Source organism: Bacteroidales bacterium, assembly GCA_012517825.1.
Classification (GTDB): Bacteria; Bacteroidota; Bacteroidia; order Bacteroidales; family JAAYUG01; genus JAAYUG01.
Map to the genome: position 1 here is coordinate 1 of JAAYUG010000110.1, position 16,252 is coordinate 16,252.

The following is a 16,252-nucleotide window of genomic DNA, read 5'->3' on the forward strand; positions in this document are numbered from 1 at the left end:
GCTTTACGCTCTACGCTAAAGCAACAATGCTCTGCACTCTAAACCCAATACCCTTCTTTACGCTCTACGCTTTACGCTCTACGCTATATCAAAGGGACTCTGGAACCTCATTAATGGGAAATCGAAAATCCCTGAAAATTTCCTATTTCCTATTTCCACTTTCCTCTGCGAGATCACGCTATGAAAGCCAGAACACGTTAATTGGAAATCGGAAATCGGAAATCGGAAATCTTTGAAACACTGGAACTCTGGAACTATGGAACCTTGGAACCTTGGAACTCTCATGCTGAGCGTAAAGCACAGAACGTAAAGCGTAAAGAAGTGGTGTTCATGACTCACCTCTCACCCCTGCACTCTAAGCTCAACTTTACGCTCTACGCTCTACGCTATTCGCCAGGTTGAGAGTGCGGGCAAAGGATTCATTCAATTTTAACCAATTAAGTTTTTTTGGAACGTAATGAATAGGTTCATTATCTTTGGCAAAAACTGGATTATGAAAGGGATCGTATCACTATTGCTAATGCTTGTCCTAAGCACCATTGAATTAGTTGGTCAGACAGGTATCTTTACTGCATCCACCGATATCGGGCCTGTAAAAACTCCGGGCAAAACAACCTATGATGCTTCTCTCGGTCAGTATACACTTTCTGCCGCCGGAGCAAACATCTGGGGTACTTCCGATGAATTTCATTTTGCATGGGTGAAAATAACCGGAGATTTTATCCTTTATGCCAGGTTGGAATTTCCTGAAATTGGCGGCAATGCCCACAGGAAAGCCGGTATCATGTTCCGCGAAAGCCTTGATCCTTCTTCTCCGTATGCCGATGCCGTGCTTCATGGCGATGGCCTTACTTCGTTGCAATACCGGCCTTCTTATGGAGCTGAAACATTCGAAATTAAAAGCATCCAGCAGCATTTTACCATCCTTCAGCTGCGCCGCGAAGGGACAACAATTGTTGCTTCGGCTGCCCATGATGGGGAACCGCTTCAGAAAATCGGACAGATCGAACTGGGAGAGAAGGGCAAAGAATTCTATGCCGGCATTTTTGTTTGTTCCCATGACCCTGACCGGACCGAAAAAGCTGTTTTCAGTAACCTGAGGCTCACCATTCCCGCTCCCGAAGGGTTTGTTCCCTATCGTGATTTTATTGGTTCCCGGCTTGAAATCATGGATGTACAAACCGGACACAGAAAAGTAATTTATGAATCAGAGGTTCCTTTTGAAGCTCCCAACTGGACAAAAGACGGTAAGTACCTGATAGTTAACCAAAAGGGACTTCTGATAAAAATTCCGGTGGAAGGCGGCAATCCGGTTGAACTCAATACAGGCTCAGCCCGCTTTAATAATAACGATCATGGAATTTCGTTCGACGGAAAATGGCTTGCCATCAGTAATATGCCCCCCGAACGAAACGGCCGGTCGCATGTTTACGTGCTTCCTGTCAGCGGAGGTGAACCGAAACTTGTTACCGAAAACGGGCCTTCTTACTGGCATGGATGGGCACCTGACGGGAAATCGGTTGTCTTTGTTGGTGAACGAAACGGAGAATTTGACGTCTACAGTATTCCGGTTAACGGCGGAAAGGAAACCAGGCTTACCACCGCCCGCGGCCTTGATGATGGCCCTGAATATACGCCTGACGGCAGGTATATCTGGTTCAATTCAAACCGTACCGGAACCATGCAGTTGTACCGCATGAAACCTGATGGCTCGGCACAGGAACAGATGACATTCGACGAGTGGAACGACTGGTTCCCTCATATTTCACCTGACGGGAAATGGATTGTCTGGGTTTCCTTTCCGGTAACGGTTCCTTCCGGAGATCATCCGTATTACAAAGACGTGATGATCCGCATGATGCCGGCAACAGGTGGAGCACCCAGAGTACTCACCCATTTATATGGCGGCCAGGGTACCATGAATGTCCCTTCCTGGAGCCCCGACAGCCGGTTTATTGCGTTTGTGAGCAATACACAACTCAATGCCAGATAAAGGGGTGGTTAAATTAAGGTGCAGTTAATAATAGGTTTTTCTATTTGAATCGGGAAACCTCTTAGATCTACTAAATTGCTGCAAGGGATATCGAACAACCGAATCATAGGATATTCCTCGCCAGAAAGTTTTCTTTATTTACATTTTCATCCCAGAATGATCATGAAGTACAGTATTTTTCCTTTTTTCAGAATTCATCATACTTGGCTTTCCTGCCAACTGCGCGGCAGCATCAACAATGAAAGTCCCATTGGTAACTACTTCTTCTCCCTCTCTCAGTCCATCAAGCACTACATAACTGTCTTCCATTGAAGGCCCCAGGACAATTTCTCTCATTTTAAATGTCGGTTCTTTTGTATCAGGTATCCTGACATATACTATTGATCTTTTTCCTGTCCAGAGTACAGCAGATTGAGGGATGACAAGGCTCTTCCCGCCGGATAGCCTGGCCATCAGAATTCCGCTCACAAACATTTCGGGTTTGAGGTTATTGGCTTCATTTTGTATTTCGACCCTGATTCTTGCAGTACGTTTCTGGGGATCAATTACAGGATCAATAAAAGATACTATTCCAGTATACTCTTTCCCTGGTTGAGACCTTGCAGTAAACAAAATTCTATCACCAACCCTGATCCATGGCAGATCACTTTCATAGGCATCAAATACTACCCATACTTTTGACAAATCGGCAATCTGGTACATAGGTGTTCCAAGCGAAACATAATCGCCAACATTCACCATTTTTGCAATTACTATTCCCGAAACGGTGGCTTCCAGTTCAAATACAGGTCGAATTGTGCCGCTTCTTTCTATTGACAAAATCTGACTCTCTGTAAATTTCATCTGGAACAGCTTATCCCTTGCGACCTCATAGATATCAGGTCGCTCATTTTTCATTTTCACAGCTTCCAGAAGTTCCTGCTGGGCAATAAGTAAACCTGGTGAGTAAATTTGAGCAATTACCTGACCTTTTTGTACTTTTTCGCCCGTAAAATTAACCAGAAGTTTTTCAATTCGTCCCGCCACATGAGCAGGTTGGGTCTGAATAAGCCGCTCATCGGCCTCAATTTTCCCATACAGGCGTACTCTTTTGACCGGATTTTGACTGGTAACTATACTTGTTTGTACTTCAGCAAGTTTAGCGGCTTCTTCGGTCATTACTATTGCATCAGAATCAACTGGTGCAATTTCCTGCTTAAGAGGAATAAGATCCATTCCACATATAGGACATTTGCCAGGATGGTTCATCCTGATCTGCGGATGCATTGCGCATGTCCAGATTGTGTTTTGGGTTTCACTTACCTTCCAACCAGAAACATTCTTATCTGTAGGCGGCTTGTGAAAAATGAACCAGCCCAGTAACAACCCTAAAAGGATAAATAATGTACTCCTTAAGTATTTATTGGATAGATATGTTTTGATTTTCATAATTAGATTGTTTTTTAATCAATTCCTGTTAAATAAATTAAACGGGCGGTGGAAGTATTTTTGTCCACCACTGCTTCGATAAGCTTAAATTCAAAGTCGAGAAGTTGCTGTTGCATGCGGAGTATTTCTTCAAAGTCGCTCCCACTGGCTGAAAAAGAAGTAATGAGTAGTTGTACGCTTTTATCAGCAAGCAAGGCCTGATCTTTGTACAGTTTTACCCTTCGTGTGGCATCATTGTAATCCTGCATGGTTTGATGAAAATTGAACTGAAGGTTGTTCATCATTTCCACGGCTGATTCAGTTGCAGCTTCACGCATATATTCTGCTTCCTGTTGCATGGCTTTGTACTTTTTCCGGTAAATGGGTAAAGTGACCGATACCATGGGCATTATCATGTCTTTTCCATTCATCATGGAGGTATTATCTGAACGAGGCCGTATTAGCATGTAATTAAGACCTAATCCCAACATGGGATAACCCATGCGGGTAGCCATGGTAAGTTTGGCTGCATTTGCCAGGGCTTCAGCTTTGTACATCTTTACCATCGGATGGTTGGCAATGCTATCGGTCAGAGAGAGAATATCAGAAATCACCGGTGGTTCTATCAATGAATCGCCTGTAAACACTTCAGACAATGGATATCGGTTAAGAAATAGGTTAAAGCCCACTTTATCGGAAATAAGTTGATCTTTCAGCAGCGCAATTCGGTTTTCAAGGGATTGTATTTCAATCCGTATCCTCAGTAGGTTTACCATATCTCCTTTACTGCCATTTCCCATTGAACTACTCAAAGAACCGCCCATATTATCTGAAGACCCCGTGGAAATTATGGCTTGTGTTGAAGTCGTTGTACCGGTTCCTGTACGCCCCTGGCCTGACATTGCATCCCCATTCATTCCCGACGAGCTTGACGAAAGACTTGAAGAACTTGTTGATACGGAGCTACCCAATCCACCAGCAATACTTGTACCGCCACTGCGAAACTTTATGAGAGCAAGCTGCTCCAGTGTCTTGAGAATTTTTAGATTTTTTTCTGCTACCTCAATTTCTTTTTGAGTCCGATAAACCTTATAATATGCAGCCCTGACATTAAAATAAAGTTCATTTTTTGCATTCCTGAAATTTTCGAACTTTGCCAGAGCCATTTTTGATGCTTCATCTTTTGCTGCCTTCAACGTACCAAACCATGGGAACATCTGCATTAATCGAATTTCGGCTATCTGGTTACCTCCCAAAAGTTCCATGGGAGGAATGAAATAACCTGATTGTATTTCCGGATCCGGTAATGATGATGCTTGTGGTAATTTCTCAAGGGCTGCTGAATATTCCAGGAATCTGGCCTTTACACCCGGATTATTTAATGCAGCTTGTTCAAGATAATACGATAAAGAATCCTGGGAGTATGTGGAAGATGATAAAAATATGCAGAAGGAGATTGAAAAAAATAGAAATAAATGATTTTTCAAAATGAGAAGTCTGAGAAACTTGCTTTTTTCAATATCATTTTTTATACTTTTCATGTTTGATCCTTCCTTGCTTTGTTGATGTTATATAATTATCCTTGCTTATTCATCCGAAATAATCAATTTTCATTCGTGCATGTAGTTTGTAAGTATCATTGGGATTTAATTGTCCTTTCCCTCCAGATACATTGTAGTACAGGGACCACAAACATTGTCATCATTTGAATAATCATTCCACCAAATGTGGGAATGGCCATGGGTACCATAATATCTGCTCCTTTACCTGTGGAGGTCAATACTGGCAGGAGGGCTATTATTGCAACAGCAGCCGTCATCATAGCCGGACGTACACGTTTTTTTCCGGCAATTACAACAGCCTCACGTACATCGTAAACCGTAGCTGGTTTCTTTTCTTCAAATACCTGGTGTATATATGTCCCCATAATTACTCCATCATCGGTAGCAATCCCGAACAAGGCGATAAATCCCACCCATACCGCCACGCTCAGGTTGATGGTATGCATCTGGAATAGGTCGCGCATATTCACTCCGGCAATGGAAAAATTCATAAACCATGGTTGTCCGTATAGCCATAGCATTAAAAAACCCCCGGCAAAGGCCACAAATACCCCTGAGAAATGAATGGATGATGCGGTAAATGTTTTGAACTGGAAAAACAACAACAAAAACACAAGAATTAAGCTGACAGGAATAACTATAGCCAACCGTTTGGTTGCCCTGAGTTGCTGTTCAAAATTTCCTGTAAATTTGCATGATACACCAGCTGGCAATTGTAACTCGCCCGATTCAAGTTTTGCTTTAATATAAGTTTCTGCCTGTTCTACTACATCCACTTCGGCTGTTCCAGGTTGTTTGTCGAAAATAACATAACCATTGAGAAATGTATTTTCGCTACGTATCATTTGTGGACCGCGTGAGTAATTCAGCTCGGCCAGTTCGCCCAATGGTACCTGAGCACCAGTCATTGAGGGTATCAGTATTTTTTTCAGTTCTTCCGGCGTGGAGCGCAACTCACGTGCATATCTTACCCTAACATGAAAGCGTTCCCGGCCTTCTACAGTGGTGGTTAACGCCATACCTCCTATAGCACTTTGCAAAATTTCCTGTACCTCGCTGATGGTCATGCCATAACGGGCAATGGCTTCGCGGTTCAGTTTTATCTCAATATAAGGAGCACCTATGGCACGGTCATAAAATACCGACCCTGGAATTACTGAAGGAACTTCCTTTAGTATTTTTTCGAGATCCAGTCCTGCTTTTTCAATGCTTTCAAGGTTCGGTCCAAAGACTTTCAATCCCATAGGTGCCCTCATGCCCGTTGAGAGCATAACCAGACGGGTCTGGATAGGTTGTAGCCTGGGTGCAGAAGTAAGACCCGGCAGATTGGTCACTTTAACTATTTCGTTCCAGATATCGTCCGGTTTTTTAATGTGTGGTCGCCATTGCCGGAAATACTCTCCATTTTCATCGGGGATAAGGAAAGTGGTTATATTTTTCGAAATAAACTGAATTAGTTTGTTCGAGGTAGATTCATGTAAGCGTGCCCATTGGTTATCCACTAAAACATACAAATCGCCTTTTTCCTTGTCATATTTTATTCCTTTGATTCGATTGACATCGATCTCATCCCCTTTAGCATTTACCTCAACCCAAATTCTTTTTTCTTCAACTTTATTTCCATTTATTTCATTTCTGACTTTTTTCACATCAATAATAAAATAACCATTCTTATCTGTTTTAAACCTTCGTCTGTGGCCATTTTCGTCAAGAATATATTCAGTTTTATAATTGATGGTGTTTTCGAACATCTGAACCGGGGCCGGATCGAGTGCCGAATTTACTCTTCCCCACTTTCCTACAGCTACTTCAACCTCTGGAATGGAAGCAAGTCTTTTATCCAGGATTTTGATATATTCAATATTTTGCTGAATTCCTGTGTGTGGCATACTGGTGGGCATTAATAGAAAGGAACCTTCGTCGAGTGCAGGCATAAATTCTTTTCCCGCTCCGGGAAAAGTCTTCGTGGCTATCTTCCAGAATCCGGTTTGTCGTATATCCAACCCTGCTTTCTCAAACCCTGATGCGGCAAATCCGAATACTTTATTAAATCCTAGCCAGATAACAATTCCCAGCAAAACTGTAAGAACAGGGACAGCAAGAAATTTCACTTTGTTTGCCAGACACCATCGCAGTAAAGGCTCATAAAAACGAACAATCATTATAAGAAGGGTAAGCACAAAGGCTACGATACCTCCCACAAAGAGGAAATTTATAAAAAAAGAATTATGGGCACCCAATGGCAACCAGCCATGTGTGAGGTAATAAAGGGCCACGAGAAGGGCAATCCCTAGATTGATATAATCAGGCATCTGCCTTCGGTCTTCAGACCATTTATGCACCAAAAGGTTATTGATGCCTATCAGAGTCAGCGCCAGAGCAGCCCATGTGTCCCATAGAACAAAAAACGCAATGCCTCCAAAAATCAGGGACATATTCCAGATATTGCTGAGACGGCGTTTATCAAATTTTATTGAAAAAATAATGTGAGAAAGCATTGGGAGTACAACAATCCCTATTACGAAGGAAGCAAGAAGTGCAAACGTTTTGGTAAAAGCGAGCGGTCTGAATAGTTTTCCTTCAGCTGCTTCCATTGCAAAGACTGGTAAAAAGCTGACGACCGTGGTTGACAAAGCCGTAATAATGGCAGACGACACTTCGGTGGTTGCGCGGAAAATGACATTTCGGAGTTTTTCTCCTTTCGCCCCCTGATTCTCAGGCATTTCAAGATGACGGATCATATTTTCCACAAGAACAATACCAATATCTGCCATCACACCAATGGCTATGGCAATACCTGACAAGGCTACAATGTTGGCATCAACCCCAAACAGCCGCATGACAATAAAAGTCATCAATACAGCCACAGGTAATAAACCGGAAATAAGTATGGATGCCCTCAGATTAAATACCAGAACGATAATTACAATAATGCTGATAAGTACTTCGTGGGTAAGCGCTGATTCGAGTGTTCCGATCGTCTCCTGAATAAGACCGGTACGGTCGTAAAAAGGAACAATGGTCACTTTGGAAACGGTTCCATCGGCTAATGTTTTACTGGGCAAACCAGGTGTGATTTCTTTAATTTTTTCCTTAATATTATTGATCACTTCCATGGGATTTGAGCCATAGCGCGCCACAACCACAGCACCAACTGCCTCTGCTCCGCCCTTATCCAGCCCTCCTCGACGTGTGGCCGGTCCGAAACTTACCTTCGCTACATCACCAATTCTGACGGGAGTATTATTTCTGACCATAATAACGGAATTTCTCAGATCATCAAGATTTTTAAGATACCCCAATCCCCGAATTACATATTCGACTTTATTTAATTCTATAGTCTCAGCTCCAATATCAAGATTGCTGTTTTTTACAGCGTTCATGATATCCATAACGGTTACTCCATAGGATTTCATGGCATCCGGGTCGATGTCTACCTGGTATTCCTTTACATATCCACCAATGGAAGCTACTTCAGATACGCCTTCAGCAGATGCCAGTGCATACTTCACGTAATAATCCTGAATACTTCGTAATTCATGTGGGTCCCAGCCACCGGTTGGTTTTCCGGTTTTTGGATCTCGTCCTTCAATGGTGTACCAGAATATTTGCCCGAGTGCGGTGGCATCGGGACCAAGATTGGGCTGAACGCCAGGAGGCAATGTTCCGGCCGGAAGCGAATTTAATTTTTCCAGGATGCGGGAACGGCTCCAGTAAAAGTCGACCTTGTCTTTAAAAATGATATAGATAAAAGACATCCCAAACATGGATGTGCTGCGGATGGTCTTTACCCCCGGAATCCCGAGCAGTGCCGTGGTAAGCGGATAGGTTATCTGGTCTTCGATATCACGCGGCGAACGTCCCATCCATTCGGTAGCAACAATCTGCTGATTATCCCCAATGTCTGGAATAGCGTCCACCGGAACCGGATCGCGGGGTAAAAAGCCGGTATTCCAGTTAAACGGTGCTGTAATAATACCCCAAACGATAAATGTAATAAGAAGGATAAACGTTACCAGCCGGTTTTCAAGAAAATATTTGATAATCCGGTTTATCATTTTTCAACTTTTTGTTACAATTCCTTGAAAATCAATAATCCAGAAAACCAGAACCTACCGGATATCCTGGTAGATTATGGTTAACTGGAATTGTTTTTAAAATAGTTGCTTTCCTTATTTCATTTGTAAGGTATCGGCATTAAGAACTGTGTTGCTGGTATCTGATGATAAATCTTTTTCTTTTTTTATCAGTTCCATTCCGCATTTTGGGCATTTACCAGGTTTATCGCTTTTTACTTCGGGATGCATAGGACATGTATAATACACTTCAGTTTCAGCAGTTACTGTTCCGGCTTTATTACTTCCGGTTTGCGGTTGCGAACTGCATGATGCAATAAATATGACAATTGCTGTCAACGCCAAAAGGATTATTTGCTTTTTCATAATCTTAAAAATTAAAGGGTTAATGTGAAATAGAAAATCAAATTATTTTTTTGACAATCTTTCAATCAAAAGTCCTGGTCGGTAATCATTTTAAGCAATCTTGATATAGTCTGTAATATGGAATGTAATTTGGATTTACTCTGTTTTAATTGAATACTCGGAAGTAAATCAATCGAGATTTTAGCTACCTTTATTTGATTATTACAAAAGTACAGACTTCAAAAGAGATATGAATGAATCTCATCTCCGGAGAATGCAAAAAAATGCGAGTCTTAATCCAATATTCAGAATATTTCCAGGCGGGGATTCAGAAAGACTTTGTCTAATTGGAGATGTGCAACGAAAAATCAACCCGTTAGAAGGGAACAAAATGGTTGCTATAACCTGTGATGCTTTTTGCAGATGAAACTGAGAAAAAGTATATTTATCAGATAGGGAAAATGCTGAAAGGAAGTCCTTACAACAGTCATTGACCAGGGATGGTGTGGAGGAATGCTCCAGGCTTTTTTGAGGCATCCCGCATGTAACTCTTTCTCCTGTGAATGAAACCTTGACTGCAGCAATCTGGTTTGAACAAATGTGTGTCGCAATGCTCAAATGCATTCCTGCTCCAAGGAGAAGTAACAGAGTCAATATTGGTCCAACCTTTTTCATGCAATATATAAACACAAATTTAGAAAGATTGTTTGATTAAACGACTAATACTGGAAAAGATATTAGATTTACATGCAGGAAACATGGCGCTGGTTGTTTTGAAATAGGTAAACGGTTGAGACTAAATGATTTTTGATGCTTATTGTGTTTAAAATCAAAATAATATGGCGAAGACTAACATTGAAATTGCTCAGAGCATCTCATTAAAGCCTATTGAAAACATTGCCCAGCAACTTGGGCTTCCTCCGGGCGAAATTGAACTGTACGGCCGTTACAAGGCAAAAATTCCACTGCATTTTATACGGCCGGAGAAGATTGCTCAAAACCAACTGATCCTTGTTTCAGCAATTTCGCCTACCCCTGCCGGCGAAGGAAAAACTACCGTTTCCATTGGCCTGGCCCAGGGACTGAACAGACTGGGAAAGAAAACTACGGTAGTTCTCAGGGAACCTTCCCTTGGTCCGGTATTCGGAATGAAAGGAGGAGCTACCGGCGGCGGCTATTCCCAGGTTCTTCCCATGGAAGATATTAACCTGCATTTCAACGGTGATTTTGCCGCGGTGGAAAAAGCCCACAACCTGCTGGCTGCTCTTATTGACAACAACATTCAGAGCAAAAAAAGAAGCCTGAATATTGATCCGCGCACCGTTACCTGGCGCAGGGTGATGGATATGAACGACCGTTCACTGCGCAACATCATCGTGGGTCTTGGCGGAACATCCTCCGGCATTCCACGGGAAACCGGTTTTGATATTACGGCTGCATCAGAAGTCATGGCGATTTTATGCCTTGCTGAAAATATCAGTGATCTGAAAACACGCCTGGGAAATATTTTTATTGGCTTCACGTTCGACAAGAAACCTATTTATGCCAGGGATCTGAAGGCAAACGGCGCCATGGCGGCCTTGCTGAAGGATGCCATCAAACCCAACCTGGTGCAAACCATCGAAGGAACGCCGGCAATTATACACGGAGGTCCCTTTGCCAATATTGCCCAGGGAACAAATTCCGTTATTGCAACCAAAATGGGATTATCCTGGTCTGATTATGTGGTAACCGAAGCAGGATTCGGATTCGACCTGGGTGCCGAAAAATTCTTTGACATCAAATGCCGGTATGCAGGACTCTTTCCTGCAGCCGTCGTTCTGGTTGCTACGGTTAGAGCACTCAAATACCATGGAGGTGCCGACCTCAAAAACCTGCGGGAACCCGATATGGAAGCACTGGCCAAAGGCATTGAAAACCTGGGTAAACATATCGAAAACATTAAGTTGTTCAACATCTGCCCTGTCGTGGCCATTAACCGTTTCGAGTCCGATACGGAGGAGGAAATTCGTTTTGTTGCTGATTATTGCACTTCAAAAGGCGTTCAGGCCGAAGTGGCCGATGTGTTTGCCAGGGGTGGGGAAGGAGCTCTTGCCCTGGCCAGACGCGTAATCCTTACTGCCGAAAAGTGCCCGGGGGAATTTACCCCGCTGTACGACTGGAACTGGAGCGTGGAGAAAAAAATTGAAACAATTGCCAAAAAAATTTACGGGGCCGAAGCAGTTGACTATACCCCCAAAGCAAAAAATCACCTCCGCAAAATACTGGATCTTGGACTGCAGAATCTTCCCGTTTGCATTGCAAAAACCCAGAAATCCCTGTCCGATAACCCTGAACTGCTTGGAAGACCAAAAGATTTTGTGGTAACGGTGCGCGAAATTGAAATAGCCGCCGGAGCCGGATTCCTGATTCCTATAACAGGTGAAATTATGCGTATGCCCGGATTACCTGATGAACCCGCCGCTGAACACATTGATATTGATGAAAATGGCCAGATCACCGGGTTGTTTTAATATTTTCGTTGAGAAACCCGGCTAATTTTTGTGATGCCTGCCTCAGAAGATCCTTTGAATCACGAAGGATTTCCTCTGTACCTGGGGAATGGTCATAAAGCGTTATTACCTGCAGGATTCCCCGCGGAGGTTTGCTTTTCAGGGCGGAACTTGCAGTTCCGGCTATGACCAGCATGGGCTTCCCTTCTCTTATGGCCATTTGCCGGATTCCTTCCACGGTTTTTCCCTGCAGGGTCTGTTCATCATACCTGCCTTCCCCGGTTATTACCAGATCACATTTTTTCAGTTCTTCTCCGAAACCAGTCAGCCGTGCCACCATATCAAATCCGGGAAGCAGCAAGCCACGGCAAAAGGCCATCAGACCGAATCCCAGACCACCTGCAGCTCCTGCTCCGGGGATCATCGAATAATCTTTCCCTGTTTTTTGTTCAACCAGCTTCGCCAGCTTCTTTAGTCCATGGTCCAGAAGTCTGACGTCAGGCGGTGCTGCACCTTTCTGCGGCCCATATACAAAAGCCGCACCTTCTTTTCCGTAAAGCGGGGCTGCAACATCACAAAGAACCCTGACCCTGTTTTCAAATACAAGATCATGAATGGCAACATCATCATAATCATGAATCCTGACAAGATTTTTCCCGGTTGGAATCACCAGGTTTCCTGATTTGTCATAAAATCGATACCCTAAAGCAGCAGCCATCCCTGTTCCTCCGTCATTAGTGGCACTGCCTCCCAGGCAGACAATAATTTCCTCACACCCGTTTCTGAAAGCATCCAGCATGAGTTCTCCGGTTCCGTATGTTGTGGTATACAGGCAGTTCCGTTCTTTTTCTTTCAGCAATGTGAGCCCTGATGCTGCCGACATTTCGATATATGCCCTTTTACCTTCCTTATCAGTTCCATACCTTGCTGTAATTTTGCGAAAAAGCGGATCGTTGACAACTGCTGAGCGATAAATTCCCTGGCTGTGCCGAACCAGAATATCCACCGTTCCTTCTCCTCCGTCGGCCATAGGAAAAAGAATAGCATTGCCACGAAACCCTCCGGCGGTGAGTCCATCCAGTATGGTTTCCGCTACCTCTCCCGCATCGAGTGAACCTTTAAATTTATCGGGTGCAATCAAAATCCGCATACCCGGAAACATAATTTTGTCTTAAATTTAGTGTTTTCTTCAATACTCTCCGATTATGCTGTCAATAATCCGCCCTACACTGATCCTTGATGAAGAACGTGTGCGGGAAAACATCGAACGCATGGCCCGGAAGGCAAAACACAATGCAATTGGTTTCCGCCCGCATTTCAAAACCCACCAGAGTGCTGAAATAGGTGGCTGGTTTCGTGATTACGGCGTAAAAAAGATTACCGTCTCATCCTTTCAGATGGCATGCTATTTTGCCGAATCCGGCTGGGATGATATAACCATAGCCTTCCCGGTAAACGTTTGTGAACTGGACCAGATGCAGAATCTTGCTTCCACAGTACATCTCAACCTGCTGGTTTCTTCCTCAGAAACGGCTGATATACTTGCGCGGGATATAAAAACAGATATCGGTATATTCATTGAAATTGATACAGGATATAAACGCAGCGGAATCGATATCAATGACATGGCTTCCCTGGAAAAAATTCTTGTTCGATTGGGCAAAAACAAACATCTTCATTTTGAAGGTTTTCTGACCCACACAGGGCAAACTTATCTGGCGGCCGGACCTGATCAGATCCGGAGCATTTCGACAGAAACATTTGCACAGCTTGCGAAGCTGAAGGAATATTTTCATTCAGCCTATCCGCATGCGATTGTTTCGGTGGGCGACACACCCGGTTGCTCTGTAATGGACAATTTTACCGGTATTGATGAAATCAGGCCGGGAAATTTTGTTTTCTATGACCTCATGCAACTGCAACTGGGCGCCTGCCGGCCCGAGGAGGTGGCTGTTGCCATGGCCTGTCCGGTGGTTGCTGTGTACCCCGAAAGGAACGAAATCATAATTTACGGTGGCGCTATCCATTTCTCGAAAGAATATATAACGCTTCCGGGAAAGGGATCCATTTTCGGAATGCTGGTATATTTCAGGAACGGCAAATTCTCTGAACCTGACCCGGATATATGGATCAGCAAGCTGTCACAGGAACACGGTACGGTGAAAACGGTTCCTCACCAGGCCGCACATTTTTCCGTAGGAGATATTTTGTTTTTTATACCCGTTCACTCCTGCCTTACGGCCCATCTTATGCGCGACTACCAAACCCTGTCAGGCGAAATCATTCAGACCATGAACAGCTGATCTGAAATGGCGATATAATTAAAGAAAGTTGCGCGAACTTTTTTCGCTTTTGCCGATGATTTCCTATATTGCACTGGAAAATTGCATGCATATGGATAATTCACGTCGTTCATTTCTCAAAACAGCAGGAGCAGGAAGCCTGGCTGTTATTTCGGCAACTGGAGCTGTTCTGGCATCCTGTAACTCGGAAAGCAGGAAAAAACCGGCGAATAATTCCGAACAGCTTGTCCTTAACCTTTCCTGCCAGGAAGGGGTGGCACCCGGAGAAACCCTCACCGAAAAGCTCGATTTTCTTGAAGCCAATGGTTTTACAGGCCTTGAACCCTGGGGAGGCGGAATCACAAAACGGGTAGATGAACTGAAACAGGCTCTGTCCGGAAGAAATATTAAAATCAGCGTAATTTGCGCAGGTTTTGAAGGATATCTGATTGCCGACAAACCGGAACCCCGCGAAAAAGCAATGAAAAGTATCCGGGAAATTCTTACTGCCGCCGGCGAACTGGGCGCCTATGGTGTAATTGTGGTTCCTGCTTTCAACAATCAGCCTTCTCTTCCCTTTGTCGAAAGCCGTGAACTGCTGGTAAATCAGCTGAAGGAACTGGGCGAACATGCCGCTGCCAACCATACCCGAATCATCCTTGAACCTCTGAACAGAAAAGAAGCATGGTTTCTCAGGCTGGTAGCCGATGCCGCCGCCATTTGCCGCGATGTTGACAGCCCCGGTGTAGGATGCATGGGCGATTTCTGGCATATGACATGGGAAGAAACCAGCGATATGGGCGCCTTCCTCTCGGCCGGCAACTATCTTACCCATGTTCATATTGCCAGCCGCCAAACAAGAAATTTTCCGGGAGAAGACCCCAACGACAATTATGTTGAAGGCTTTAAAGGACTTAAGTACATAAAATACAAGAATTTCGTAAGCTTTGAATGCGGATCAAAGGGAGACAAGAAAATCACCATCCCTGCGGCTGTCCGTTTGCTTAAAGAACAATGGGATCAAGCCTGATATAAATTGCTGAATCCGTTTCTTGATTTCTTTTTCCTGGTGTTTCATACCAGCCTGACACTTTTCAATGCGTTGGGCTGGATATGGAAACCATTGCGGAGAATCAACCTTCTGACCCTCCTGTTAACCGGATTTTCATGGTTTATTCTGGGCTTGTTCTATGGTATGGGATATTGTCCCTTGACCGACTGGCATTTCCGGGTTTTGAAAAATATGGGTCAGACAAACCTTCCGGATAGCTACCTCCAGTACCTGACTATGCGGTTCTTCCATTGGCAAATTCCTGCCGAAATCATTGATTTTGTAACTGCTTCTGTTTTCTTCCTTGCTCTGTTAATTTCGTTGTGGCTCAATATCAGAGATTGGCGGAACAGAAAAAAATACCCCGCTTCCGGTAATTAATTGTAAACCATATTAAAAACTGGAAGATAATCCCCTTGAACTTTTTTTGGATTGTTTTGTTTAATCTTTGGAAAAAAATCCAAAATTTAAATAGCAACGTTTATGAAAAATGTTTTTGTCGTTATGATTTTACTCGCCTTATCACACGGAGTTTTTGCGCAGAAATCATTTTATGATTTCACTGTAACTACCATAGACGGAGAACAATTCCCTCTTTCTTCCCTGAAAGGGAAAAAAGTCATGGTGGTTAATACGGCCTCGAAGTGCGGTTTTACACCCCAGTATGCTGAACTGGAAAAACTCTATAAACAGTATGGGCCTGATAAATTTGTCATCATTGGCTTTCCTGCCAACAATTTTATGTCGCAGGAACCAGGAACCAACGAAGAAATCAAGGAATTCTGCAAACGAAATTACGGAGTAAGTTTCCCGATGATGTCGAAAATTAGTGTGAAAGGTGATGACATGCATCCGCTCTATAAATGGCTCACATCTAAGGAACTGAATGGTGTTCAGAATTCCAGTGTTCAGTGGAACTTCCAGAAATACCTTATCGATGAAAACGGAAAACTGGTAAAGGTAATACCTCCCAGGCAAAGCCCGTTATCAGATGAGATTGTGTCCTGGATTACCGGGAAAAACTAACTGTTTAGGCACTGATCA

The 16,252-nt window shown here is 43.6% G+C and carries 9 protein-coding genes and 2 pseudogenes; 6 read left to right on the forward strand and 5 right to left on the reverse strand.

What is annotated here, in order from left to right; all coding sequences use genetic code 11:
• Window positions 1-493 precede the first annotated feature (493 nt).
• A complete protein-coding gene (locus tag GX419_07360) occupies window positions 494-1,993 on the forward strand; it encodes a TolB family protein (GenBank protein NLI24504.1) in 1,500 nt (499 codons plus the stop codon).
• A 138-nt stretch (window positions 1,994-2,131) separates the two neighbouring features.
• Here the strand turns inward: GX419_07360 and GX419_07365 are convergent, their stop codons facing one another.
• The 4 genes and pseudogenes from GX419_07365 to GX419_07380 form a co-directional block, all read right to left on the reverse strand.
• A complete protein-coding gene (locus tag GX419_07365) occupies window positions 2,132-3,421 on the reverse strand; it encodes an efflux RND transporter periplasmic adaptor subunit (GenBank protein ID NLI24505.1) in 1,290 nt (429 codons plus the stop codon).
• A gap of 14 nt (window positions 3,422-3,435) precedes the next feature.
• Window positions 3,436-4,941: a TolC family protein gene (locus tag GX419_07370; protein ID NLI24506.1), complete on the reverse strand. Its 1,506-nt coding sequence runs from the start codon at window positions 4,939-4,941 to the stop codon at window positions 3,436-3,438.
• Window positions 4,942-6,614: 1,673 nt separating this feature from the next.
• Window positions 6,615-9,020 (reverse strand): annotated as a pseudogene (locus GX419_07375) (cation transporter).
• A 177-nt stretch (window positions 9,021-9,197) separates the two neighbouring features.
• Window positions 9,198-9,404, reverse strand: a pseudogene (locus GX419_07380) (hypothetical protein).
• Between the two features lie 818 nt (window positions 9,405-10,222).
• Here GX419_07380 and GX419_07385 point away from each other — a divergent pair.
• On the forward strand, window positions 10,223-11,896 hold the full coding sequence (locus GX419_07385; protein ID NLI24507.1) for a formate--tetrahydrofolate ligase: 1,674 nt from the start codon (window positions 10,223-10,225) through the stop codon (window positions 11,894-11,896).
• On the opposite strand, the gene GX419_07390 is transcribed toward GX419_07385, so the two are convergent.
• A complete protein-coding gene (locus GX419_07390; protein ID NLI24508.1) occupies window positions 11,880-13,025 on the reverse strand; it encodes a glycerate kinase in 1,146 nt (381 codons plus the stop codon). The two genes, GX419_07385 and GX419_07390, sit on opposite strands and share 17 nt — an antisense overlap.
• 55 nt (window positions 13,026-13,080) lie before the next feature.
• Between GX419_07390 and GX419_07395 the strand changes: the two genes are divergently transcribed.
• The 4 genes from GX419_07395 (at window position 13,081) to GX419_07410 (ending at window position 16,234) form a co-directional block, all read left to right on the forward strand.
• Window positions 13,081-14,178, forward strand: coding sequence for an alanine racemase (locus GX419_07395; GenBank protein ID NLI24509.1), 1,098 nt, complete (start codon window positions 13,081-13,083; stop codon window positions 14,176-14,178).
• 91 nt (window positions 14,179-14,269) lie between these two features.
• Window positions 14,270-15,187, forward strand: a complete 918-nt coding sequence (locus tag GX419_07400; protein ID NLI24510.1) for a sugar phosphate isomerase/epimerase — start codon at window positions 14,270-14,272, stop codon at window positions 15,185-15,187.
• Between the two features lie 6 nt (window positions 15,188-15,193).
• Complete coding sequence (locus tag GX419_07405) at window positions 15,194-15,589, forward strand: DUF2784 domain-containing protein (protein NLI24511.1); 396 nt, start codon at window positions 15,194-15,196, stop codon at window positions 15,587-15,589.
• Between the two features lie 102 nt (window positions 15,590-15,691).
• Entirely contained in the window at window positions 15,692-16,234 is a 543-nt protein-coding gene (locus GX419_07410; protein NLI24512.1) for a glutathione peroxidase, read from the forward strand.
• Window positions 16,235-16,252: the final 18 nt, after the last annotated feature.